At 68.3% G+C, this 22,667-nt stretch carries 19 protein-coding genes and 1 pseudogene; 9 read left to right on the top strand and 11 right to left on the bottom strand.

From position 1 onward, the window contains the following. Window positions 1-58 precede the first annotated feature (58 nt). Window positions 59-1,444, bottom strand: a complete 1,386-nt coding sequence (locus QP166_RS03150; protein WP_333914588.1) for a leucyl aminopeptidase family protein — start codon at window positions 1,442-1,444, stop codon at window positions 59-61. 79 nt (window positions 1,445-1,523) lie between these two features. On the opposite strand from QP166_RS03150, the gene trxB reads away from it, so the two are divergent. Next, entirely contained in the window at window positions 1,524-2,492 is a 969-nt protein-coding gene (gene trxB / locus QP166_RS03155; protein WP_333914589.1) for a thioredoxin-disulfide reductase, read from the top strand. Between the two features lie 114 nt (window positions 2,493-2,606). Here trxB and QP166_RS03160 read toward each other — a convergent pair whose 3' ends face one another. After that, window positions 2,607-2,879, bottom strand: coding sequence for an acyl carrier protein (locus QP166_RS03160; RefSeq protein WP_333914590.1), 273 nt, complete (start codon window positions 2,877-2,879; stop codon window positions 2,607-2,609). A gap of 98 nt (window positions 2,880-2,977) precedes the next feature. Here QP166_RS03160 and QP166_RS03165 point away from each other — a divergent pair. Together QP166_RS03165 and QP166_RS03170 are read left to right on the top strand one after the other, a co-directional pair. Continuing rightward, window positions 2,978-4,467, top strand: a pseudogene (locus QP166_RS03165) (AMP-binding protein). Beyond that, window positions 4,464-5,684, top strand: coding sequence for a pyridoxal-dependent decarboxylase, exosortase A system-associated (locus tag QP166_RS03170; protein WP_333914591.1), 1,221 nt, complete (start codon window positions 4,464-4,466; stop codon window positions 5,682-5,684). Before QP166_RS03165 ends, QP166_RS03170 begins: the two are co-directional and overlap by 4 nt. A 129-nt stretch (window positions 5,685-5,813) precedes the next feature. Here the strand turns inward: QP166_RS03170 and QP166_RS03175 are convergent, their stop codons facing one another. Both QP166_RS03175 and QP166_RS03180 read right to left on the bottom strand, forming a co-directional pair. Further along, window positions 5,814-5,999 (bottom strand): hypothetical protein, encoded by a 186-nt coding sequence (locus QP166_RS03175; RefSeq protein WP_333914592.1) that lies wholly within the window; start codon window positions 5,997-5,999, stop codon window positions 5,814-5,816. Window positions 6,000-6,119: 120 nt separating this feature from the next. Then, window positions 6,120-7,028, bottom strand: a complete 909-nt coding sequence (locus QP166_RS03180) for an alpha/beta fold hydrolase (RefSeq protein ID WP_333914593.1) — start codon at window positions 7,026-7,028, stop codon at window positions 6,120-6,122. Between the two features lie 131 nt (window positions 7,029-7,159). Here QP166_RS03180 and QP166_RS03185 point away from each other — a divergent pair, with 131 nt between their 5' ends. Both QP166_RS03185 and QP166_RS03190 read left to right on the top strand, forming a co-directional pair. Further along, complete coding sequence (locus tag QP166_RS03185) at window positions 7,160-7,603, top strand: MarR family winged helix-turn-helix transcriptional regulator (protein ID WP_333914594.1); 444 nt, start codon at window positions 7,160-7,162, stop codon at window positions 7,601-7,603. Further along, the gene (locus QP166_RS03190) at window positions 7,604-8,521 is read left to right on the top strand and encodes an ROK family protein (protein WP_333914596.1); all 918 of its coding nucleotides are present in this window, start codon (window positions 7,604-7,606) and stop codon (window positions 8,519-8,521) included. It begins immediately after the preceding gene. A 159-nt stretch (window positions 8,522-8,680) separates the two neighbouring features. Here the strand turns inward: QP166_RS03190 and QP166_RS03195 are convergent, their stop codons facing one another. Together QP166_RS03195 and dinB are read right to left on the bottom strand one after the other, a co-directional pair. Next, window positions 8,681-9,484: a shikimate 5-dehydrogenase gene (locus QP166_RS03195; protein ID WP_443027181.1), complete on the bottom strand. Its 804-nt coding sequence runs from the start codon at window positions 9,482-9,484 to the stop codon at window positions 8,681-8,683. A gap of 17 nt (window positions 9,485-9,501) precedes the next feature. Continuing rightward, window positions 9,502-10,581 carry a DNA polymerase IV gene (dinB, locus tag QP166_RS03200; protein ID WP_333914597.1) on the bottom strand — a complete coding sequence of 360 codons (1,080 nt, stop codon included), beginning with the start codon at window positions 10,579-10,581 and terminating at the stop codon, window positions 9,502-9,504. 246 nt (window positions 10,582-10,827) lie between these two features. On the opposite strand from dinB, the gene QP166_RS03205 reads away from it, so the two are divergent. From QP166_RS03205 to QP166_RS03215, 3 genes are all read left to right on the top strand, one after another. Beyond that, window positions 10,828-11,484, top strand: a complete 657-nt coding sequence (locus tag QP166_RS03205) for a hypothetical protein (RefSeq protein WP_333914598.1) — start codon at window positions 10,828-10,830, stop codon at window positions 11,482-11,484. Between the two features lie 136 nt (window positions 11,485-11,620). Beyond that, a complete protein-coding gene (locus QP166_RS03210; protein ID WP_333914599.1) occupies window positions 11,621-11,929 on the top strand; it encodes a hypothetical protein in 309 nt (102 codons plus the stop codon). Window positions 11,930-12,095: 166 nt separating this feature from the next. Then, entirely contained in the window at window positions 12,096-12,785 is a 690-nt protein-coding gene (locus QP166_RS03215; RefSeq protein WP_333914600.1) for a hypothetical protein, read from the top strand. A 30-nt stretch (window positions 12,786-12,815) separates the two neighbouring features. Here the strand turns inward: QP166_RS03215 and QP166_RS03220 are convergent, their stop codons facing one another. Then, entirely contained in the window at window positions 12,816-13,988 is a 1,173-nt protein-coding gene (locus QP166_RS03220) for an MBL fold metallo-hydrolase (RefSeq protein ID WP_443027237.1), read from the bottom strand. A 208-nt stretch (window positions 13,989-14,196) separates the two neighbouring features. Further along, window positions 14,197-16,029 carry a ribonucleoside-diphosphate reductase subunit alpha gene (locus tag QP166_RS03225; RefSeq protein WP_443027238.1) on the bottom strand — a complete coding sequence of 611 codons (1,833 nt, stop codon included), beginning with the start codon at window positions 16,027-16,029 and terminating at the stop codon, window positions 14,197-14,199. A gap of 426 nt (window positions 16,030-16,455) precedes the next feature. Here QP166_RS03225 and QP166_RS03230 point away from each other — a divergent pair, with 426 nt between their 5' ends. Then, window positions 16,456-17,979: a fumarate hydratase gene (locus QP166_RS03230; protein WP_333914601.1), complete on the top strand. Its 1,524-nt coding sequence runs from the start codon at window positions 16,456-16,458 to the stop codon at window positions 17,977-17,979. 94 nt (window positions 17,980-18,073) lie between these two features. Here the strand turns inward: QP166_RS03230 and QP166_RS03235 are convergent, their stop codons facing one another. From QP166_RS03235 to QP166_RS03245, 3 genes are all read right to left on the bottom strand, one after another. Continuing rightward, complete coding sequence (locus QP166_RS03235; protein WP_333914602.1) at window positions 18,074-18,763, bottom strand: prolyl hydroxylase family protein; 690 nt, start codon at window positions 18,761-18,763, stop codon at window positions 18,074-18,076. Window positions 18,764-18,809: 46 nt separating this feature from the next. Then, window positions 18,810-19,637: an RcnB family protein gene (locus QP166_RS03240; protein WP_333914603.1), complete on the bottom strand. Its 828-nt coding sequence runs from the start codon at window positions 19,635-19,637 to the stop codon at window positions 18,810-18,812. Between the two features lie 82 nt (window positions 19,638-19,719). Further along, a complete protein-coding gene (locus QP166_RS03245; RefSeq protein ID WP_333914604.1) occupies window positions 19,720-22,599 on the bottom strand; it encodes a PAS domain S-box protein in 2,880 nt (959 codons plus the stop codon). Window positions 22,600-22,667 lie beyond the last annotated feature (68 nt).

Raw genomic sequence — 22,667 nt, forward strand, 5'->3', positions numbered from 1 at the left:
ACGATTTTTGGGGCAGAGCGTCTCTCTTCTTCGTCGCCGGGATGACGTGGGAAGTTGATCAGCCGAAACGCTTCTTCAGCAGCGCCCATGTCGCGCGCAGGCCATAGGCTTCGCCGCCTTTCGGACGAGCGGGCCGTGGCGACGGGCGCCAGGCGAAGGTGTCGAGGTGCGCCCAAGGGACGCTCGCCGGCACGAAGCGACGCAGGAACAGGGCGGCGGTGATCGATCCTGCGAAGCCGCCGTCGGGGGCGTTGACCATATCGGCGATGTCGGACTTCAGCATGTCGTCATAGCCGTCCCACAGCGGAAGCCGCCACAGCGGGTCGTGCGTCGCGGTCCCGGCGGCGAGCAGGTCGGTGGCGAGCGTTTCGTCCTGCACGAACGTCGCGGGCAGGTCCGGCCCGAGCGCGACGCGCGCCGCGCCGGTCAGCGTCGCGAAGTCGATCAGCAGGTCGGGCGCGCCCTCGACCGCCTTGGTGAGCGCGTCGCCGAGGATCAGCCGGCCCTCGGCATCGGTGTTGGTGTTCTCGACCGTCAGCCCCTTGCGCGTCGTCAGCACGTCGCCGGGGCGGAAGGCGTTGCCGGCGATGGCATTCTCGACCGCCGGGATAAGGAGGTGGAGCCGGACCTTGAGCCGCGCCTGCATGACGAGCGCGGCGAGCGCCAGCGCGTGGGCGGCGCCGCCCATGTCCTTCTTCATCAGGCGCATCCCCGCCGATGGCTTGATATCGAGCCCGCCCGAGTCGAAGCAGACACCCTTGCCGACCAACGCGACGCGCGGCGCGGCGGGATCACCCCATTCGAGTTCGATCAGGCGCGGCGCGCGGTCCTTGCTCGCCGCCTGTCCGACCGCGTGGATCATCGGGTAACCGGTGGCGAGCGCGTCGCCGCGGGTGACGGTGACGGTCGCGCCATGTTGCGCGGCGAGCGCGTCGGCCTCCGCCTCCAGCTCGGCCGGGCCGAGGTCGCTGGCGCCGGTGTCGACCAGATCGCGGACGCGCGCGGTGGCGGCGGCGAGGCGGACGGTCTCGTCGATCGCGGCGACCTCGGTGGTGAGCAGTACGCGCGGCGCGGCGGGCTCGACCTTGCGGTAGCGGGCGAAGCGGTGTTGCGCGAGCAGCCAGCCGAACCCGGCCGCGCCGGTCGCGCCGCCGTCTGCGAGCCGGTAAATGCCCTCGGGCAGCGAGTCGCCGAGCGAGGCGATCCGCCACGGCGAATCGAGCGGCTCGTTGCAGACCAGCAGCATCGCCCAATCGTCCGCCGCCTCGCCGGGCAGGATCGCGCGGTTGCCGGCGCGGCCGGTCACCTTGTTGGCGGCGACCGCGGTGCGGACGCGAACGGGCTGCTCGGCGAGCCACTCGGCGAAGCGATCGGGGTGGACGACGTGGATGTCGCGAGCGGGCTGGCCGCGATCGGGCTGGAGCAGGGCGCTAAAGTCGGTCATCGCGGGACCAAAGCAGGACTTGGGGCGGGGCGCAACGCGTGCGGTTCCCTTGGGCCACGCGCCATCCTACATCGCGCGCATGACGACACATTCGACTCGCATGTTGATCCTGGGCTCGGGCCCGGCCGGGCTGTCCGCCGCAATCTATGGCGCGCGCGCCGGGATGGCGCCGATCGTGGTGCAGGGCATCCAGCCCGGGGGCCAGCTGACCACCACCACCGACGTGGAGAATTATCCCGGCTTCAAGGAAGTGATCCAGGGGCCGTGGCTGATGGAGCAGATGCAGGCGCAGGCCGAGCATGTCGGCACGCGCTTGATGTGGGACACGATCGTCGAGGTCGACCTGACCGCGCGCCCGTTCCGGCTGATCGGCGACGGCGGCGATGTCTATGAGGGCGAGGTGCTGGTGATCGCGACGGGCGCCCAGGCCAAGTGGCTGGGGCTCGACAGCGAGGACGCCATGAAGGGCAAGGGCGTCAGCGCCTGCGCGACGTGCGACGGGTTCTTCTATCGCGGCAAGAAGGTGGCGGTGATCGGCGGCGGCAATACCGCGGTCGAGGAGGCGCTATACCTCACCAACCACAGCGACGACGTGACGTTGATCCACCGTCGCGACACGTTGCGGGCGGAGCGGATCCTGCAGGAGCGGTTGTTCGCGCATCCGAACGTCAAGGTGCTGTGGAACAAGGAAGTTCGTGAGTTCGTCGACGGCGGCGGGAATGCCGGGCTGGTCGCCTTGGAGCTGGAGGACACCGTCTCCGGCGCGTCTTCGCGGATCGATGTCGAGGGCGGGTTCGTGGCGATCGGGCACCATCCGGCGACCGAGCTGTTCCGCGGGCATCTCGCGCTCGACGAGGATGGGTATATCGCGGTCGAGACCGGCTCGACGCGGACCAGCGTGCCGGGCGTGTTCGCGTGCGGTGATGTGATGGACAAGGTCTATCGCCAGGCGGTGACCGCGGCGGGGACCGGGTGCATGGCGGCGCTGGATGCCGAGCGCTTCCTCGCGGCGGCGGAGTTCGAGGCGGTGAAGGAAGCGGCGGAGTAACGGCGGGAACGCCGTCATTCCCGCGGCGGTGGGAATCCAGACGTGCTGTTCTTTGTAAGGGTCGCGCAATCAGAGGTTCTGGATCCCCGCCGGCGCGGGGATGGCGGCAGGAAATTAAACCAGCGCCTTGCCGGCGACGAACGTCACCAGCGCGCCGAATGTTTCGAGCATCTCGCCGTCGACCTCGTCGTCCTCGATCACGATGCCGAGCCGGTCTTCGATTTCGGTGAGCACGCCGGCGACCGCCATCGAATCGAGTTCGGGCAGCGCGCCGAACATTGGGGTGTCGGCGCGGAAGGCGGCGACGCGTTCGGGGGCGAGCGCCAGCACGTCGACCAGCACCGCGCGAATGGTCGTCTCGATTTCGCTCGTGCCTTCGGGAATCACGCAACCTCCACCTTTGCCGCGTCGCTCCCGGCGGCATGTCGGCGTCGCGTTAGGCGCAAGGGGTGGATTCCGCAACGCCTGAGCCTAGAAGCCGAGCCATGGATGCTGTGCCGCGCCCGATCGACCATGTGCTGCTGGGAGCGCCGCACGCGCCTGCGCTGATCGATCGCGAGGGGTCGGTCGATTACGTTGCCGCCGAAGAGGCGGTGGCGCGGCTGGCGGGGTGGCTGGCGGGGCTGGGGCTCCCGGCCGGCGCGCGGGTCGCGACGTGGTTGCCGAAGACGCGCGTGGCGTGCTGGATGCCGCTGGCGACGGCACGCGCGGGGCTGGTGCATGTGCCGGTCAATCCGGTGCTGCGGCGCGCGCAGGTCGCGCATATCCTTGTCGATAGCGGGGCGGCGCTGCTGCTGACGCAGGAGGCGCGGGCGACGACGCTGGAGGCGGATGACGTTCCGGGCGACTGCCGGGTCGTGACCGAGGCGCGGACGGGTGATCCCTTGCCGCGGTCGGACGCCGATCCCGCCGCACTGGTCGCGCTTCTCTATACCTCGGGGTCGACGGGACGGCCGAAGGGGTGATGCTCAGCCATGCCAATTTGTGGCTGGGAGCGGTCGGGGTGGCGCAGTATCTGGGGATCGCGCCCGACGACCGCGCGCTGGCGGTGCTGCCGCTCGGGTTCGATTATGGGCAGAACCAGCTGCTGTCGACATGGGCGGCGGGTGGGTGCGTCGCGCCGCTCGACTATCTGACGCCGCGCGATGTCGTGAAGGCGGTGGCGCGGTTTGGAGCGACGACCTTGGCAGGGGTGCCGCCGCTGTGGACGCAGCTTCTGGAAAGCGAATGGCCGGACGAGGCCGCGGGGCAGTTGCGGCGACTGACCAATTCGGGCGGCGCGCTGACACCGACGATGGTGCAGACGCTGCGGACGCGGTTCCCGGCGGCGCGACTGTTCCCGATGTACGGGCTGACCGAGGCGTTCCGCTCGACCTATCTCGATCCCGATCTGGTCGACAAGCATCCCGATTCGATCGGGCGTGCGGTGCCATTCGCAGAGGTGCTGGTGGTGCGGCGCGACGGGGCGCTGGCGGCGGCGGGCGAGCCGGGCGAGCTGGTCCATGCCGGACCGTTGGTCGCGCAGGGCTATTGGCGCGATGCCGAGCGGACCGCGCTGCGCTTCCGGCCGGCGCCGGCGGCGTCGCGTTATGGCGGGTCGGCGGTCTGGTCTGGAGACACGGTGGTGGCGGATGGTGATGGGCTGCTGCGGTTCGTCGGACGCGACGACGAGATGATCAAGAGCGCGGGGCACCGCATCAGTCCTCAAGAGATCGAGGAAGCGGCGACGGCCGGACCGGAGACCGCCGAGGCGGTCGCGGTCGGTGTGCCAGACGCGAGGCTGGGGCAGGCGATCGTGCTGGTGGCGCGCGGCGAAGCGGCGGCCGAGGCGGCGTTGCGCGAACGGCTCAGGCGCGACCTGCCCGCCTATATGCAGCCATCGCGGATCGAGTGGCGCGCGGAGTTGCCGCGTAACGCCAATGGCAAGCTGGACCGAGCCGCCATCGCGGCTTCGGTGAAGGAGGCGGGCGCATGAAGCCGATGGGGCCGATTCCGCCCGCCTTCGCCGCGCAGCGCGCCGCGCTGGCGATCGGCGGGCACGATGCCACGGCACTGGTCGCGGCGCATGGTTCGCCGCTGTTCGTCTATGACGCCGCGTTGATCGCGGCGCAGGTGGCCCGTTTCCGCGCGACGATGCCGGGGGAGATCGACCTGCATTATGCGATCAAGGCCAATCCCTTGCCGGCGTTGCTGGCGCGGGTCGCGCCGTTGGTCGATGGGCTGGACGTCGCCTCGGCAGGCGAGTTGTCGCGCGCGCTGGCGGTCAAGCCGGGGGCGGCGATCAGCTTCGCGGGGCCGGGCAAGCGCGACGACGAACTTATGGCGGCGATCGCGGTGGGGGCGACGATCAATCTCGAATCCGCGGGCGAGGCGCGGCGCGCGTTGGCGGCGGGCGAGCGGCTCGGGATCGTTCCGCGTCTCGCGGTTCGGGTGAACCCCGATCTGGAGTTGCGCGGCTCCGGGATGAAGATGGGCGGGCGTGCTTCGCCGTTCGGGATCGACGCCGAGCATGCCGCGGCGGTGGTACGTGAGGTGATCGCGGCGGGGGCGGACTGGCGCGGCTTCCATATTTTCGCGGGCTCGCAGGCGCTGGATGCGGCGGCGGTGATCGAGACGCAGGCGGCAACGCTGGCGCTCGCCGCGCGGCTGGCGGAAGAGGCAGGGGCGGTGCCGCCGCTGGTCAATCTTGGCGGCGGGTTCGGGTTGCCGTATTTCGCGGGCGACGTTCCGCTGGATGTTGCGGCGGTCGGGGCGGCGCTGAGTGAGGCACTGGCGGCGCGTGGCGACGTGTTGCGCGACAGCCGCTTCGCGATCGAACTGGGGCGCTGGCTCGTCGCGGAAGCGGGCGTGTATCTGACGCGGGTTGTCGACGTGAAGCAGAGCCGTGGCGAGACGTTCGTCGTGGTCGATGGCGGGCTGCACCATCAACTGGCGGCGAGCGGCAATTTCGGGACGGTGGTGCGGCGGAACTATCCGCTGGCGGTGGCGGGGCAGATGGGCGCAGTGGCGGAAGGCGAGGCGTCGGTGGTCGGTTGCCTGTGCACGCCGCTCGACCGGCTCGGCGATCGGGTGGCGCTGCCGGTGGTCGCCGAAGGTGCGGTGATCGCGATCTTTCTGGCGGGTGCCTATGGCGCGACCGCGAGTCCGGCGGCGTTCCTGGGGCATCCTGCGCCCGGTGAGATCGTCGTGTGAGGGGGCGAGCGAGCTGAACGCTCGCGCGTTCGCTCCTCACCCAGCTCCGACTAAGCCTTCGCTTCGCAAAGACTAAGTCTGCGCAACCCTCTCCCCTCTTCGAGGGGCGAGGGAAGAGCCCTGCATCCCTTAACGGAACAGCAGCGCCAGCGCGCCGATCAAGGTGGCGCCGCCGATCGGCGCAATCAGCAGCAGCACGACGTTGAAGCCGATGATCGCCGCCAGCGCCTTTTCCTGACCGGCGGTCAGTCGCGGGCGGGGGCGCTGGGGTTGCCACGGCGGGGGTGGTGGCTGATCGCGGAAGTCGACGAACATGCGCTGCCTTTGCGAAAGAGGGACGCCGCCCCCTTTAGCATGGATCGTTCGAACGATCGCCACGCTGCTTTCGTCATCCCGGATCTGATCCGGAATCCCGCTTCCTTCCGGTAGCCGGCGTTATGCCGCCTGCGGGATCGGATCGCGGCGGCGGTGGCGGATGTGGTCGTCGATCGCGTCGACGATCCGGTCGACCAGCTCGGGCGGCAACGTGTGTCCCATGCCGTCGATCTCGAGCAGCCGTGCGCCGTGGATTGCCTGCGCGGTGGCGCGACCGCCCGCGACCGGCACGAGCGGATCGTCACTGCCGTGGATGACGAGCGTCGGCGCGGTGATGCGACGCAGGCGATCGGTGCGGTCGCCATCGGCGATGATCGCAGCCATCTGGCGAAGGAAGCCGGTCGGGCAGCGGTTGCGCAGCGTCTCGGCGCGGATGCGCTCGGCCATGATCGCGTCTTCGATCGGGAAGCGCCCACCGACCGCGCGACCGGCCATCGTGCCGTGCGCGACGATCGCCTCGATATCCTCGCTTTTGGGGTGGCGCAGCAGCAGCGCGGTGGCGCGCATCGTCGGGCGCGAGCAATGCGGATGCCCGGTGGTCGACATGATCGAGGTCAGCGTGCGCACGCGCTCTGGCCAGCGCGCCGCGATCAATTGAGCGATCATTCCGCCCATCGACGCGCCGACGACATGCGCGCGATCGATGCCGAGCGCGTCGAGCAAGCCGATGCCGTCCTGCGCCATGTCGGTGAGCGTGTAGGGGACCGCGGGTACGCGCCCGAACTGCATCTGCATCGCGGTCCAGACGATGTGCGGCGCGCCGCGTTCGTCGAACTTGGTGGAGAGGCCGACGTCGCGATTGTCGAAGCGGATGACGCGATAGCCGCGCTCTACAAGGGCATCGACCATCGACTGCGGCCAGCGGACCAGTTGGGCACCCAGGCCCATCACCATCAGGATCGGTTGACCGTCGCGCGGTCCTTCGTCCTCATATTCGATCTGGATACCGTTCGCCGTAATCGATGCCATAATGTGCTCCTTAAGACCTCCCGAATGTCACTCCGCGAAATTGGTTGGATGCTTGTGCGCCTTGTCACATTAATGCAACGTTTCCGGTTCTGGTTCCGATCGTTTCTTTCCCGTACTCTCTTGGGTGTCCCATGGTAGAACGCCTCCATCTCGAGCAATTCCTCCCGTACCTGCTGTCGGTCACCTCCAACCGGGTCAGCGGACGGATCGCGGGTGCCTATGAGGCGGCGTTCGGCTTGACGGTGCCCGAGTGGCGGCTGGTGACGCTGATCGCGGAATATGCGCCGGTTACGCAGGCGCAGCTCGGCGAGCGCAGCCGGATGGACAAAGTGACGGTCAGCCGCGCCGCAATCGCGCTGACCGAGCGCGGATTGCTGACGCGGACCCCCAACGCCACCGACCGGCGGTCGCACCATCTCCGCTTGAGCCCGGAGGGCGAAGCGCTGTACGCGCAGGTCGCGCCGCAGGCCGTCGCGCTGGAGCGCCGGATTTTCGGACGCTTCGACGCGGACGAACTGGCGCGGTTCACGGACATGCTGCGGCGGATCGACGCCGCGGCCGAGGAGGAAGACTGAATGGCGCAGCTGCCGTTGATCGCGGGCGTGGAACTGGGCGGCACGAAGTGCATCGCGGTGCTCTCCAGCGGACCCGACGCGATTCTCGAGGAAGTGCGCGTTCCGACCACCCGGCCCGAGGAAACGCTGCCCGCGCTGGAGGCGGCGATGGACAAGTGGCGCGGCGTCGCGGCGATCGGGATCGCCAGCTTCGGCCCCGTCTCGATCGATCCGCAATCGCCCGATTACGGGAAGATCACCTCGACGCCTAAGCCGCATTGGGCGGGCACCGACGTCGCGCGACGGCTGGCGGCGCGCTATGACGTGCCGGTCGGCTTCCACAGCGACGTGGTCGGCGCAGCGATGGCGGAGGCGCGCTGGGGCGCGGGACAGGGGCTGGGCGACCTCGCCTATGTCACGGTCGGGACCGGCGTCGGCGCTGGCATGATCGCACACGGGCGGCCGGTCGACGGGTTGACACACAGCGAGTTCGGCCATGTCCGCCCGCCGCGGCTGCCCGGCGACGACTGGGCGGGATCGTGCCCCTATCACGGCGCGTGCGTCGAAGGGCTGGCCGCCGGACCGGCGATCGCGGCGCGGACGGGCGTCAAGGGCGAGGACCTGCCGCATGACCATCCGGCGTGGGAAACGGTGGTCGGCGCGCTGTCGTCGCTGTTCGCGACGCTGACGCTGACCGGGGTGCCGCGTCGGATCGTGCTGGGCGGCGGCGTGATGGTCGGCAACCCGTGGTTGCTGCCGCGCTTGCGGGCGGCGACGGCGACGAGCCTGAACGGCTATGTCGCGTTGCCGGCGGTAGCGGACATGGACACGTTCATCGTGCCGGCGGCGCTGGGCGGTAACGCCGGCCCGCTGGGCGCGGTGGTGCTGGGCGCGCAGGCGCTGGAGGATCGGACCGGGATCAAGGTGCTGGCGGCCTGATTGTTGCCCCCACGGCCCAAGGCCGGGGCGGCGGTAAAGATCGTTCGAGACGCTTCCGTGTTCCTGCGCACGCAGGAACCCAGAGCCGCACACGACATCGTTCAATACTCTGGGCTCCTGCGTGCGCAGGAGCACGGGGCATTTCGGTCGCGGATCGCCTTAACCTAGCGCATATGCCTCCGCCGCCGCGACCTGTTCGTCGCTTGGGCGTAAGCCAGTGTAGAGGACGAATTGATCCAGCGCCTGAAGCGTCGCGATCTGGGCGCCGGTGACGACCGTCTTGCCGGCCGCCATCGCCGCGCGGAGCAACGGTGTTTCGACCGGCTTGGCCACCGCATCGATCACGATCTGCGCGGCGGCGATCTGGTCCGGGGTGAAGGCGAGCGCGTCCTGGTCCGCGCCGGTCATGCCGAGCGGGGTGACGTTGACGAGCAGCGGCGCGTCCCCGGTCGCCTCCGCCTGCCAGCGGCAGCCGAGCCGCTCGGCCAGCGTGCGGCCGGCCGCCTCGTTGCGCGCGACGATCGTGCCGTCGGAGAAGCCGGCGTCCACCAGCGCGGTTGCGACCGCCTTGCCCATCCCGCCGCTGCCGCGCAGCAGGAACGGCACGCGCGGCAGCTCCGCGATCAGGTCGCGCACCGCGCTGTAATCGGTGTTGTAGCCGAGCAATTCGCCGTCGGTGTTGACGATCGTATTGACGCTGTCGATCGCCGCGGCGCTGTCACGCAGGCCGTCGAGCATCGGGATGACGGCTTCCTTGAACGGCATCGACACCGCGCAGCCACGAATGCCGAGCGCGCGGATGCCGGTGATCGCGCCGGCCAGATCGTCGGTGGTGAACGCCTTGTAGACGTAATCCAGCCCGAGCGCGTCATAGAGATGGTTGTGGAAGCGTGACCCGAAGGTGCCGGGGCGCGCGGCGAGCGACATGCACAGGCGGGTGGCGGGGCCGATCGGCGGCTTCATCGGCAGATCCTTGCGGTTCAAAGGGGAAGGGCGGGTTGCACGAGTTCCTCGTCGCGCAGGATGCCCGACAGCGTCAACCCGAGCAGCCGTATTCCGCCCGGCGCCGGCAGCAACGGCGCGAGCAGCCCGCGCCCGAGATCGAGCAGTTGCGCCTGCGTGTCGATGGTCCCCGTGAGCGACCGGGCGCGGGTGAGCGTGGTGAAATCGGCGCGGCGCAGTTTCAGCGTCGCGGTCCGCCCGCGCACGTCCGCCCGCTCGACGCGGGTCCAAGCGGCGGCGGCGACCGTCTCCAGCGCGGCGTCGATCTCGGCCGCGTCGGTAAGGTTGGTGTCGAAGGTGCGCTCCGCGCCGACCGACTTGGCCTGACGCTCGGCGCGGACCGGGCGGTCGTCGATCCCGCGCGCCGCGCCGTGAAGGTAGTCGGCGTGGCTGCCGAAATGCGTGCGCAGGAACGTCGTCGGGCGGTCGCGCAGGTCGGCGCCGGTGTGGATGCCTAGCCGCGCCATCTTATCGGCAGTGACCGGACCGATGCCGTGGAAGCGCTTGACCGGTAACGTGGCGACGAACGCTGCGCCCTTGGCGGGCGGGATCACGCACAGGCCGTCGGGCTTGTTCTGGTCGGAGGCGAGCTTGGCGATGAACTTGTTGTAGCTGACCCCGGCCGAAGCGGTGAGCCCGGTGTCGGCCTTGATCCGCGCGCGGATCTCGGCGGCGATCGCGCTGGCCGAGCCGAGCGCGCGGCGGTCCGCGCTGACGTCGAGATAGGCTTCGTCGAGCGACAATGGCTCGATCGCATCGGCATAGTCGGCGAAGATCGCATGGATCTGCCGGCTGACCGCGCGGTAGACGTCGAAGCGCGGCGGCACGAACACCAGCTCCGGGCAGCGCCGCGCCGCGACCACGGAGGGCATGGCAGAGCGTACCCCGAAGACACGCGCCTCATAGCTGGCCGCGGCGACCACTCCCCGCGCGCGGTTGCCGCCGACCGCGACCGGCCGCCCGCGCAACTCTGGGGCGTCACGCTGTTCGACCGACGCATAGAAGGCGTCCATGTCGATATGGATGATCTTGCGGCTGGCAGAGACTTGATCGGCCATGCAGTTCAACGACCTAGCGGCTCCGTGACAGGGTACGGCATGGGGTGCCGCCGCGGGTGGCGAGATTATCCGACGATCGCCGAAGATGCCAGTCCGATCGGGAACAAAGGAGGAATATGGCCGCGATTGGCTTCGTTCGCGCGGGGTTTGCGCGTGAGTGGGTGTTGGAACCGTTGGTGCGCGCCCAACGCGACTTTCGCGCCATTGTGGCTAACCTCGCGGACGATTTGCGCTACACGCATCGCTATGTGCACCATTTCGCCCGCCGCCCTGCTGTCCGGTCTTGCGCTTGCCACGAGCATGGTGGGCGGTTCGGCGTTCGCCGCCGATTATGCCACCCGCGATGTCGGCGCGTGGATCGTCGCCGCGAGCAGCGACCAGAAGGGGTGCTTCATCACGCGGACCTATCCCGCGCCACGCGGCACCATCCTTCAGTTCGGTCTGGACATGGATGGCAGCAACCGGCTGACGTTGCTCAATCCCAATTGGTCGGTTCGCGCGCGCGAGCAGTTGCGGCTCGACTTCCAGCTCTCGAACTCCGCTTTTCCGCGGCACCTTGCGATCGGTATCGCGCCGCAGGAAAGCGGGGCTTCGTTACCGACTTCGGCGCGACCTTCCCGCGCAGCTTCGCCACGTCCGCCTATCTCAAGGTACGGCGCGGCGACGTGCCGATCGAGGAGCTCAAGCTGGACGGGAGCGGCGCCGCCGTCGCCGAGCTGCGTCGCTGTGTCGATCGGCAACGCACGCCGGTTATCGGCAAAGCGGCGCGCGGTGGTGGCGATCGCATTCCACTCGACCCGTTCGCTAGTGAAGGTCGACGCGATTCGAAGAGGTGAGAACCAGATCATTTTGGTTCAGCAATGGTTAATAGGAAAGTATTTCCGACTTTCGCAAAAGACCTGAAGCATCTTATCACGAACATCCGCGCGAGTTACACCTCGGCTCGACGTGCGTCGGGCTCGCTTTATCGCCTCGACTATTGCCGCTGCGTTACGTTCCGGGCTCCCTCTGCGGGCTAGAGATTATTTGGAAGATTGTGATGCTTACCTCCTTTGCGAAACTCTCCCCTGCAATTGCGATCCTGCTTATCGCCCCGACGCTTGGCGGTTGCGCCACCAAAAAGTATGTGCGCGAGCAGATCCAGCCGGTCAGCGCGCGGGTCAGCACGCTGGAGACGCAATTGCAGGCCACCGACGGCACCGCCAAGCAGGCGCTCGCCGAGGCGCAGGCCGCGTCGGGACAGGCTCAGCAACAAGGGCAGCGCCTTGATCAGTTGAACGGCCGCGTCGATGGCGTCGAGCAGCGGCTCCAGCAGCAGGAGCAGCGCGGCAAGCGTCCGCGCCACTAAGTACGCCGCGCGAGCGCGATTCCGCCATCCGGCTTCGCGATGGCGGGATCGTTGCGCGACGGATAAGCGGCGTAGCGGTGGCATCTTGCGGTCGTCGCGCCCGCCGTTGACAAGATCCGGTGGCCGTCCGCAATGGGCGACCGCTCTCGATCCGTGGCGATAGAAAATGATTTCACCGATATTTGCCGGCCTTGCGCTGGTAATCGCCACCGCGTCGTCCGGTGGCAAGACGAAGCCGCATCGTCCAGCCGAGGCACCGGTCGCGACAGCGGTCGCCGAGCCGGTCCTGCCGCCCTCGGCCGAAGCGCTCCGCGTCGCCGACTGGATCGCGTCGTCGCGCGACAATCATGCGCTGCCCTATGCGGTGATCGACAAGCAGGCGGCCGCATTGCTGCTGTTCGACGGCAGCGGAAAGATGGTCTCGCAGGTGCCGGTGCTGATCGGTATCGCACCGGGCGACGATGCGACGCCGGGCGTCGGGAGCAAGAAGCTCGGCGAGATCGGTCCGGCCGAAAAGACCACGCCGGCCGGACGGTTTCTCGCCAAATTCGGTTATGCCGCAGGCCGTCAGAAAGTGCTGTGGGTCGATTACACCAACAGCGTCGCGATCCATCCGATCCCCGGCGACGCCGCGCGGTCGGAGAACCGCCGCGCGCGGATGCTGTCACCGGAACCCGACGACAATCGCATTACCTTCGGCTGCATCAACGTTCCGCGCGCCTTCTACGCCACCGATCTGCGGCCGTTGTTCCAGCAGAAGGGCGGTTACGTTTATGTCCTTCCCGACAGCAAATCGCTCGAGGAGGTGTTCCCCCGGTTGCGCGTCCATGCGCTGACGGCGGAGCGGGGTGCTTAGGTCTCTTACACGCGCTGCCGTGGATCGATCCTAACGCAGCGCGCGTACCGCTGGTGTATCGAGGCAGGCGAGCATCGCCGCCGGGCTGGTACCGGGCGTCGGCGGCGGCGTGGTGGCGACCGGGATTTCGACCGTCCGTCCGATCGCGACCGCGTCGAAGCCGGTGCGGCCGAGGCACTTCATCGCTGCCTCCAGCATGCGCGGCGGTGTGTCGCGCGCCTCGTAGGAGAGGCGGAACGTGCCCCAGTGGATCGCGAGCGCCCGCGCCGCGCGCAGCCGCTCGAACACCAGAGCGGCATGGGCGGGGCCGATATGAGCGCCTGAAGCCATCTGGCCGGGGACGAAGCGGAAGGCTCCGATCGGGAGCAAGGCGAGCCGGATCGGGCCGAGCGCGGCGGCTTCGGCGGGCCAGTTTCCGTCGCCGAAGCCGGTGTCGCCCGCGACGAACAGATTGCCGCCCGCCGGTAACTGCACGACGAAGCTCGACCAGAGCGCGCGGTTGCGATCGGCGAACCAGCGGCTGCCCCAGTGATGGTTGCGGGTGACGGCGACGCGTACGCCGGGGCGGACCTGCACCACGCCGCGCCAGTCGAGCGCGGTGGAGCGCGCGCCGGTCTGCGCGATGACGCTGTCGTTGCCGAGGCTGGTGACGATCGTCGGCCGGTCGCGCTGCCACAGCCGCCTGAGCGTCGCTTTCTCGAGATGATCGTAGTGATTGTGGCTGACCAGCACGAGGTCGATGCGCGGCAGGTCCTCGAAACGCACGCCAGCCGCGGCGACGCGGCGCGGGCCGAGGCCGAGCGGGCCGGCGCGCTCACCCCAGACCGGATCGGTGAGGATGTTGAGGCCCTGCGTCTGCACCAGCACGGTGGCGTGGCCGATCCATGTCACGAGCATCCGCGTGCCGTCGACGCGCGCGGGCGGCCGCGTGGGGGTGACCGCAACCGTCTCTGGCCAGGCGGGGCGGTCGTCGCTGCCGGTCAATTGTCGCCAGATGAACCCACCGCGGCTGCCGCCGGCAGGCGGCGCCATGGTGTCGTCGCCATCGGGGTTGAAGAAGCGGGCGCCGTCATAATGATCGGTTGCCGGGCCTTCGTAATAGCGCCGGTCGAGGAAGCGCGGGACGATCGTGATCGCGAGCCCGACCGCGATGACGATCAACAGCGTGGCGGCGAGGACGGTCTTGGCGATCTTGCTGGCGATCGGCACGCGCCGTTCCTTCCGCGGGAGGTGAGGTGGCGGAATGATCGCGGGGTGGTTTCGATCCCGATGCGGACGGGCGTTCGTCATTGCGAGCGTAGCGAAGCAATCCAGGGTTGGACCAGGACGCCCTGGATTGCTTCGCTACGCTCGCAATGACGTAGAGGGAGTGCCGCCAACTCCGGCTTCCGCCGGGGCGACGTTTGCCCTTTTACTGGCAGGCGAGACACTCGTCATAGTCGGTGGTTTCGCCGATCGAGAATTTCGGCGTAGCGATCGTGTTGTCGGCCTCGACCCCGCCCGATCCTTCCGAGCCCGCGAACCCGGCGCGCTGCACCGACTTGGAGCGGAGATAGTAGAGCGACTTGATCCCCAGTTCCCATGCACGGAAGTGGAGCATCAGCAGGTCCCACTTCTCGACGTCGGCGGGGATGAACAGGTTCAGCGACTGCGCCTGATCGATGTAGGGCGTGCGGTCGCCGGCGAGTTCGAGCAGCCAGCGCTGGTCGATCTCGAACGAGGTCTTGTAGCAGTCCTTTTCCTCCTGACTGAGGAAGTCGAGGTGCTGCACCGATCCGCCGTGTTCGAGGATCGAGTTCCACACCGACTCGGCGTTCTTGCTCTTCTCACTGAGCAGTTTTTCCAGATACGGGTTCTTGACCGCGAAGCTGCCCGAGAGCGTCTTGTGCGTGTAGATGTTCGCCGGGATCGGCTCGATGCACGCGCTGGTGCCGCCGCAGATGATGCTGATCGACGCGGTCGGCGCGATCGCCATCTTGCAGCTGAACCGCTCCATGACGCCGACATCCGCTGCGTCGGGGCACGGCCCGCGCTCATGCGCGAGCACCATCGACGCCTCGTTCACTTGCGCGTTGATCTGCTTGAACATCCGCAGGTTCCAGCTCTTGGCCATCGCGCCTTCGAACGGCAGCCCGCGCGCCTGCAGGAACGAGTGGAAGCCCATCACGCCCAAGCCCACCGACCGCTCGCGCGCCGCGCTATAGGCGGCACGCTCCATGCCGGGTTCGTGGCGGTCGATATAGTCCTGGAGGACGTTGTCGAGGAAGCGCATCACATCCTCGACGAAGCCCTTCTCGTCCTTCCACTGATCCCAGGTCTCCAGGTTGAGCGACGACAGGCAGCAGACCGCGGTGCGATCGTTGCCGAGATGATCGGTGCCGGTCGGCAGTGTGATCTCGCTGCACAGGTTCGAGGTCGAGACCTTCAGCCCCAGCTCGCGGTGATGCTTGGGCATCGTCGAGTTCACATGGTCGGAGAAGACGATGTACGGCTCGCCGGTCGCCAGCCGGGTTTCGACCAGCTTCTGAAACAGCGCGCGCGCATCGACGGTGGCGCGGACGGTCTTGTCCTTCGGCGACAGCAGCTGCCATTCGGCGCCCTCGCGCACCGCCGCCATGAAGGCGTCGGGGATCAGCACGCCGTGGTGGAGGTTGAGCGCCTTGCGGTTGAAGTCGCCGCTCGGCTTGCGGATTTCGAGGAACTCCTCGATCTCGGGATGCGAGATGTCGAGGTAGCAGGCCGCCGAGCCGCGGCGCAGCGAGCCTTGTGAAATCGCGAGCGTCAGCGAATCCATGACGCGGACGAATGGGATGATCCCGCTGGTCTTGCCGTTCAGCCCGACCGGCTCGCCGATCCCGCGAACGTTGCCCCAATAGGTACCGATCCCGCCGCCGCGCGACGCGAGCCAGACGTTCTCGTTCCACGTCTTGACGATGCCGTCGAGGCTGTCGGGGACCGAATTGAGGTAGCAGGAGATCGGCAGACCGCGCCCGGTGCCGCCGTTCGACAGCACCGGCGTGGCCGGCATGAACCACAGCTTCGAGATGTAATCATACAGACGCTGCGCATGCGTCTGATCGTCGGCATAGGCGCTGGCGACGCGGACGAAGAGGTCCTGGTAGCTTTCGCCGGGCAGGAGGTAGCGGTCCTTGAGCGTTTCCTTGCCGAAATCGGTCAGCAGCGCGTCGCGGCTGTGGTCGACGTCGAGCGGGAAGGGCGCGGTGCGCGCACCATGCTTCGCCATCGCCTGTTCGGTGGCGGTCGCCTCTGCGGCCCCCTGCGTGGTCATCGCTTCGATCATGTCTGTGCTCATCGCCTCGGCGTCCGTGGTCGTGAAGTTCATGGTCTCGCGTCCCGCCTGTCGTTGGTGCGATCCGTTCGGATCGGCTAATCTGAATGTCCGGTCGATCGCGCCAGCGATGGTGTGCACCCCGCGCCACCTTACTACCACTAGCGGCGCGACCCGGCCTCTACCTCTACAGATTGTGGCAGATGCGCATCCTGGGCAAGAGCCTTATTGGGTCCGTTCCCGGCCCCAATCGCGACGACGCGCGGAGTTCCGCCGTTTCTCGGAACGCAAGCGGAGAAAAATTTTTCGCCGCATCCGGGTCGCGGTTGGGCGGATCGTGGTGCTGTTGCCCCGGCCCCGCCACGCTTATAGAGCGTCGTCATGACGATTGTGATCCGTACCGCCGACCTGATCGAGAGCGTCGCCGACGCGCTTCAATTCATCAGCTACTATCACCCGATGGATTATATCCGCGCCTTGGGCACCGCCTATGAGGCGGAGCAGTCGCCCGCCGCCAAGGATGCGATCGCGCAGATCCTGACCAACAGCCGGATGTGCGCCGAGGGGCATCGCCCGATCTGCCAGGATACCGGGATCGTCAACGTGTTCGTGAAATGGGGCATGGACTGCCGCCTCGACGACAACAGCCGCTCGATGCAGGATGTCGTCGACGAGGGCGTGCGCCGCGCCTACCTGCACCCGGAGAACAAGCTGCGCGCCTCGGTGCTCGCCGATCCGGCGTTCACGCGTCGCAACACCAAGGACAACACGCCGTGCGTGCTGCACGTCGAGATGGTGCCGGGGAACACCGTCTCGGTCGATGTCGCGGCCAAGGGCGGCGGCAGCGAGAACAAGTCGAAGTTCAAGATGATGAACCCCAGCGATTCGATCGTCGACTGGGTGGTCGAGATGCTGCCGCAGATGGGCGCGGGCTGGTGCCCGCCGGGGATGCTGGGCATCGGCATCGGTGGCACCGCGGAGCATTGCGTGCTGCTGGCAAAGCAGGCGCTGATGGAGCCGATCGACATGGGGCCGCTGAAGGCGCGCGGACCGCGGAACGATATCGAAGCGCTGCGCATCGAGATCTTCGACAAGGTCAACGCGCTCGGTATCGGCGCGCAAGGGCTGGGCGGCCTGTCGACGATCCTCGACGTCAAGATCAAGGACGCGCCGTGCCACGCCGCGGGCAAGCCGGTGGCGATGATCCCGAACTGCGCCGCGACCCGCCACGCGCATTTCACGCTCGACGGCTCGGGGCCGGCGTTCCTCGAGGCGCCGAAGCTCGCCGAATGGCCGGACGTCAACTGGACCCCGGACGAGGCCGCGATCCGCGTCGATCTTGACACGCTGACGCCGGAGGTGGTGCAGTCGTGGAAGCAGGGCGACCGGTTGTTGCTGAACGGCAAGATGCTGACCGGGCGCGATGCGGCGCACAAAAGGATCGCCGACATGCTGGCGAAGGGCGAGGAACTGCCGGTCGAGTTCAAGGGTCGCGTGATCTATTATGTCGGCCCGGTCGACCCGGTCGGCGAGGAAGTGGTTGGCCCCGCCGGCCCGACCACCGCGACGCGGATGGACAAGTTCACGCGGATGATGCTCGATCAGGGGCTGCTCGCGATGGTCGGCAAGGCCGAGCGTGGGCCGGCGGCGACCGAGGCGATCCGCGAGGCGAAGAGCGCGTATCTGATGGCGGTCGGCGGCGCGGCATATCTCGTCGCGCGCGCGATCAAGGGCAGCAAGGTCGTCGGCTTCGCGGATCTCGGGATGGAGGCGATCTACGAGTTCGAGGTGTCCGACTTCCCGGTGACGGTGGCGGTGGATGCCGAGGGCAACAACGTCCACCAGCTCGCGCCGCTGGTGTGGCGCGAGAAGATCGCGCGTGAGGCGTTGCTGGTCGGGGCCTGACAGCGCTTTTCGTTGTTGCGAGCGTAGCGAAGCAAGCCAGGGCGTCCTGGTCCGGCCCTGGATTGCTTCGCTATGCTCGCAATGACGGACGGGCTCAGGCCCGCGGTCGCCGGCCCCAGGGTTGCTCGCGGAACCACTTGGTGATGATGTATTTGGTGCCCTCCAGCACCGCCATCCCCTCGTGCAATGTCGCGGTGTTCGGGCTGCCGTCGGGGTTCATGTTGTCCCACACCAGCAGCATCCCCTTGCGCGGTGCCACCCGCAGGCCACCCTTGGGGAACCAGGTCGCGCCGCCTTCCTCGACCTCGTTGAGGTAGATCATCGCGGTGACGGTGCGCTGCCCGCCATTCTCGCGCATCGCCGGCCAGTAACTTTCCGCTTCGTGGAAATAATCGTGGTGCGCGCGGAAGAGCTGGCCGGGGGCATAACGCTGTCCCTGCATCGTCTCGCCGAACTCGGGTGCGATGCCAAGTGAGGCGGCGATATATTCGTCGATCTGGCGAATGCCGTCGGCGTTGCGATCCATGTCGCAACTGTCGCTGGTGCGGCTGGCCGGGCCACCGCGATCGCTGAACAAGGTCGAGGGACGGCGGTTGCCGTCGATCACCTGCACCAGCCAATCGCAATTGGCGGCGTCGAGAAAGTCGGGGCAGCGCCACGCGGCGATGGTTTCGCTGGGCAGGCGCTGCATTCGGGGATCGGCGTCGAGCCGCGCCGCCACCGCCGCGCCTTGCTGGGCGCGGACGGCGGACGGATGGCCGGGCGGGGTGGTGGCAAGCGACATGCTCGCCGGTTTGTCCCGCCCCGCTGCGACTTTCAAGCCACCGACGTCACTCGAAGATGCCGTGGATCACGTCGACCACCGTGCCATCCTCGATGTCGACGAGCAGCGCGTCGTCGTAATAGCGGACCCAGCGATATGGCTCCTCGGCATAGGGGAGCCGGTACGCATAAGGATCGTAGATCCAGTAGCGCGGCGTGTAGAGCACCGGAGCGAGCGCAAAGCCGACATCGAAGCGACGGTAGCCGCTGTTCCAGCCATAGGGCGCGTAATAGCGCGGCAGGCGGAAGGCGGAGCGCTGCTCGGCCCGGTAGCGGTTCCAGTCATATTGCGGTTCGCGACGCCAGCCGCGATCCCAGCGGCCGTCACGCTCCGACCGCCAGACTGCAGCGGGCGGGGGTGCGCCGCGCCGGTCGTATTGGCGACGACCCGGCTCCGCGCTCCAGTTACGATCGGGCGCTACCTGCGCGGGACCGCGCCAGTCGTCGCGGCGCTGCTGCACGTCGCGGTCGCGACGCCAGTCGCCGCGCGGCCCCTCGGGCGCGCGGGCGCTCCGCCAGTCGCCGTCGGGCGAAGGTGGGCGCGCCACGCCATCTGGACGGGGTGCGCCCGGCTCGCCACCGCGCGCCCAGCGCGGCGCGTCACGACGTTCGCCGTCACCCTGACGATCCCAGCGCTGCGGCGCTGCCTCCGGCGGGCGGGGCGCATCGGCGACCCGCGCGGGGCGTTCGGGCGCGCCGGGAGTCGGCATCGGACGTTCCGCGCGCTCGCGCCGCCACTCGCCACGGTCCATCGACCGCTCGTCCCGCTGCTGCGCCAATACCGGCGGCACCAGTGCCGTCATCGACAACAATCCCGCCACGATCGCCTTCAGCATCGCCATTCTCCAAACCTCATGCCATGCTTGTGCTACGGCAAGCGAGAACGATGACTGAACCGCTCGTGCAGCGGATTGAAAGCTACGCGCTATCCTTCAGCAGAATCGCGCGCACGCGCTCCAGCAGCACGCGGCGCGGATAGGGTTTGCGGATCAGCCGGTCCTCGCTGACGCCTTCCATATCGGACGGATCGGCATGGCCGGTGACGAACAGCACTTCGACATGCCGGTGCAGATCGTGCACGCGCCGCGCGAACTGGATGCCGGTCATGCCGGGCATCGCGATATCGGTGACGACCAATCGGATCGCAGGTTCGTGGAGCAGCGCCTCCAGCGCCGACTCGCCGTCCGCCGCCTCGACCACGCGGCAACCCGCCTCGCGCAGCGCCTCGACCGCGACCTGGCGGACGCGATCGTCGTCGTCCAGCACCAGCACCGTCACGCCGTTCAACAGCTCGGCCGACGTGGCGGCATGATTGTCGGTCGTCGTGGCAGCGGCTTCGCTGGCGGCGCGGGGGACGAACACGCTGACCGTGGTGCCCACGCCCGGCGTGCTGTCGATCCGCACCCCGCCGCCCGATTGCTTGGCAAATCCGAACACCTGCGCCAGCCCGAGCCCGGAGCCCTTGCCCACCTCCTTGGTGGTGAAGAACGGCTCGAACGCGCGCGCCAACACCGCTTCGGACATGCCGGTGCCGGTATCGGTCACCGCGACGCGGACATAGTCGCCCGGCGGCGGTTCCTCGGCGCGCTCGGGCCGCCTGAGCGTGGCGTTCTCGACCGACAACACCAAGGCGCCGCCGTCCGGCATCGCATCGCGCGCGTTGATCGCGAGGTTGAGGATGATGAGTTCCATCTGCGTCGCATCGACCAGCGCGGGCCAGATGCCGGGCGGCGTACGCGTCTCGATCGCGATATCGCGTCCCAGCGTGCCGCCGAGCAGGTCGAGCAGGCCGGTGACAGTGCGGTTCAGGTCGACGACCTTCGCCTCCAGCCGCTGCCGCCGCGAGAAGGCGAGCAACTGGGCGGTCAGCGCCGCGCCGCGTTCGGCGGCGATCCGGATATGCTCCAGCCGGGTTTCGAGCCGCGGATCGAGCAGCCCGCGCTTTCCCGCGGCGACCAGCGAGTCGACATTGCCGAGGATCACCGTCAGCAGATTGTTGAAATCGTGCGCGACCCCGGAGGTGAGCTGCCCGATCGCCTCCAGCCGCTGCATCTGGTGAAGCGTCTCCTCGACGCGCTCGCGCTCCGCGATCTGTTGGGTCAGTGCGGCGGTACGATCCGCGACGCGCGCCTCCAGCCGCTCGCCGGCGAGGTGCGCGTCGGTCACGTCGATCGCGCAGGCGGTATAGCCCTGGAAGGCATCGCCGATGAAGCGGGGTCGCGCCTCGATATGCATCCAGCGCGTCGCGCCGTCCCGTCGGAGCAACGGATGCTCCCCGCTGAGCGCGCGTGGGCGGGCGAACCATTCGTTGCGTGCCTTGAGCGCGGCGTCGCGGCGATCGGGGCGCAGCAGGTCGGTCCAGCCGCGCTCGCCGAGTCGATCGGGCGCGACGCCTAGGATCGCCTCGAAGCCACGGTTGGCGAAGGTGACGTTGCCATGCGGGTCCGTCATCCACACCAGAGCGGGCAGGCTGTCGGCGAGCGTTCGGAAACGCGCCTCGCTCTCGCGCCATGCCTCGGTCTGCAATTTGCGCGCGGTGATGTCGATGATCGTGCCGACGACACGGACGCAGACATCGCCGTCGAAGATGCCGCGCCCGCGCACCGACAGCCAGCGGACGCCCCCGACGCGTTCCTGTGCGACGCGATATTCGACGTCGAACGCCGCTCGCTCCGCCGGATCGACGACGCGCGGGAAGGCTTGCTGCAAGACCGGGAGATCTTCGGGTTCGACCAGCGACTGGAACGCCTCGCGGGTCAGCGGCTGGCTGTCGGGCGGGAGCGCGTAGAGCGACATGCCGAGCGGAGAACAGGTGAAACGATCATGCTCTACGTCGTAATCCCATGTCCCGATCTCCCCCGCCTCGGTCGCCTGTTCGAGTGAGGCGCGACTGCGCGCCAGCGCCGCACGCGCGCGGTGGTGATCGGTGCGGTCGATGCCTTCGATGAAGATCGCGGTGACGTCGCCGGTTTCGTCGGTGATCGGCTGGCAGATGAAGTCGATCCAGAAGTCGCGCATTACGCCTGGCGTGCTGGTCGGCAGCTGCACCGGCATGTCGACGGCGCGGAACGGCTCGCGGGTGCGACGGATCTCGTCCAGCCGCTCGATGAAGCCGGCGGCGGCCACCTCCGGCAGGGCCTCCGCATAGCGCCGCCCGATCAGCGTGCGCCCGCCGCTCATCCGCTGATAGGTCGCGTTGGCGAGTTCGATCATATAGTCCGGCCCGCGGAGTACCGCGATGAAGCCGGGCGCCTGATCGAACATCTGGCGGAGGCGCTCACGATCGCGCGTCGCCGTCTCGACGATGCGCATCCGCTCGGTGACGTCCGACACCACGCCCAGCACCCCGCCGACGGTGCCGTCGTCGAGCATCACGGCGGACAGCGACATGTCGAAATGGACGGTGGTCGGCAGTCCGTCGGCGAGAAGGTCGAAGCGTTGGTTACCGACCGTCACCGTCCGGGCGGTGGTGAACACCGCGTCGACCATCGGTGACACCACGTCCCACCCGCGATGCCACCTCTTGTCGGCGGGCTGCCCCAGCGCGGCCGGATGCCGCTCGTGCAGCAGCGCGGCGTACGCGTCGTTGTAGAACACGCGACGCTCCGCGCCCCAGATCAGCAACACCTGCGCGCCCGCCGGCAACAGCAGTTCGAGTGCGCTGCGCAGCGGTGCGGGCCATGTCCCGAGCGGGCCGAGCGAGGTGCCCGACCAATCGGTCGCGCGGAGTAGCTTTCCGATTTCTCCGCCCAGCGCAAAGGGTTGCCGGGAATCATCCGCGCGGGAGAAGGGAGGCATCATCCAGCCTAATGTAGCTTAGCGGATGCATCGCGAATAGTTGGCAAAGTCGCGGTCGCACCGGTATT

This window comes from Sphingomonas sp. LR60 (assembly GCF_036855935.1).
Classification (GTDB): Bacteria; Pseudomonadota; Alphaproteobacteria; order Sphingomonadales; family Sphingomonadaceae; genus Sphingomonas.

Excerpts from the sequence above, each read along its gene's own strand:
- trxB (WP_333914589.1), top strand. The coding sequence starts at position 1,524 with ATGACGACACATTCGACTCGCATGTTGATCCTGGGCTCGGGCCCGGCC.
- QP166_RS03245 (WP_333914604.1), bottom strand. The coding sequence starts at position 22,599 with ATGCCTCCCTTCTCCCGCGCGGATGATTCCCGGCAACCCTTTGCGCTG.
- QP166_RS03210 (WP_333914599.1), top strand. The coding sequence starts at position 11,621 with ATGCTTACCTCCTTTGCGAAACTCTCCCCTGCAATTGCGATCCTGCTT.
- QP166_RS03205 (WP_333914598.1), top strand. The coding sequence starts at position 10,828 with ATGTGCACCATTTCGCCCGCCGCCCTGCTGTCCGGTCTTGCGCTTGCC.
- QP166_RS03235 (WP_333914602.1), bottom strand. The coding sequence starts at position 18,763 with ATGTCGCTTGCCACCACCCCGCCCGGCCATCCGTCCGCCGTCCGCGCC.
- QP166_RS03175 (WP_333914592.1), bottom strand. The coding sequence starts at position 5,999 with ATGTTCGTCGACTTCCGCGATCAGCCACCACCCCCGCCGTGGCAACCC.
- QP166_RS03225 (WP_443027238.1), bottom strand. The coding sequence starts at position 16,029 with ATGGCGAAGCATGGTGCGCGCACCGCGCCCTTCCCGCTCGACGTCGAC.
- QP166_RS03190 (WP_333914596.1), top strand. The coding sequence starts at position 7,604 with ATGGCGCAGCTGCCGTTGATCGCGGGCGTGGAACTGGGCGGCACGAAG.
- QP166_RS03180 (WP_333914593.1), bottom strand. The coding sequence starts at position 7,028 with ATGGCATCGATTACGGCGAACGGTATCCAGATCGAATATGAGGACGAA.
- dinB (WP_333914597.1), bottom strand. The coding sequence starts at position 10,581 with ATGGCCGATCAAGTCTCTGCCAGCCGCAAGATCATCCATATCGACATG.
- QP166_RS03185 (WP_333914594.1), top strand. The coding sequence starts at position 7,160 with ATGGTAGAACGCCTCCATCTCGAGCAATTCCTCCCGTACCTGCTGTCG.
- QP166_RS03215 (WP_333914600.1), top strand. The coding sequence starts at position 12,096 with ATGATTTCACCGATATTTGCCGGCCTTGCGCTGGTAATCGCCACCGCG.
- QP166_RS03150 (WP_333914588.1), bottom strand. The coding sequence starts at position 1,444 with ATGACCGACTTTAGCGCCCTGCTCCAGCCCGATCGCGGCCAGCCCGCT.
- QP166_RS03170 (WP_333914591.1), top strand. The coding sequence starts at position 4,464 with ATGAAGCCGATGGGGCCGATTCCGCCCGCCTTCGCCGCGCAGCGCGCC.
- QP166_RS03195 (WP_443027181.1), bottom strand. The coding sequence starts at position 9,484 with ATGAAGCCGCCGATCGGCCCCGCCACCCGCCTGTGCATGTCGCTCGCC.
- QP166_RS03240 (WP_333914603.1), bottom strand. The coding sequence starts at position 19,637 with ATGCTGAAGGCGATCGTGGCGGGATTGTTGTCGATGACGGCACTGGTG.
- QP166_RS03230 (WP_333914601.1), top strand. The coding sequence starts at position 16,456 with ATGACGATTGTGATCCGTACCGCCGACCTGATCGAGAGCGTCGCCGAC.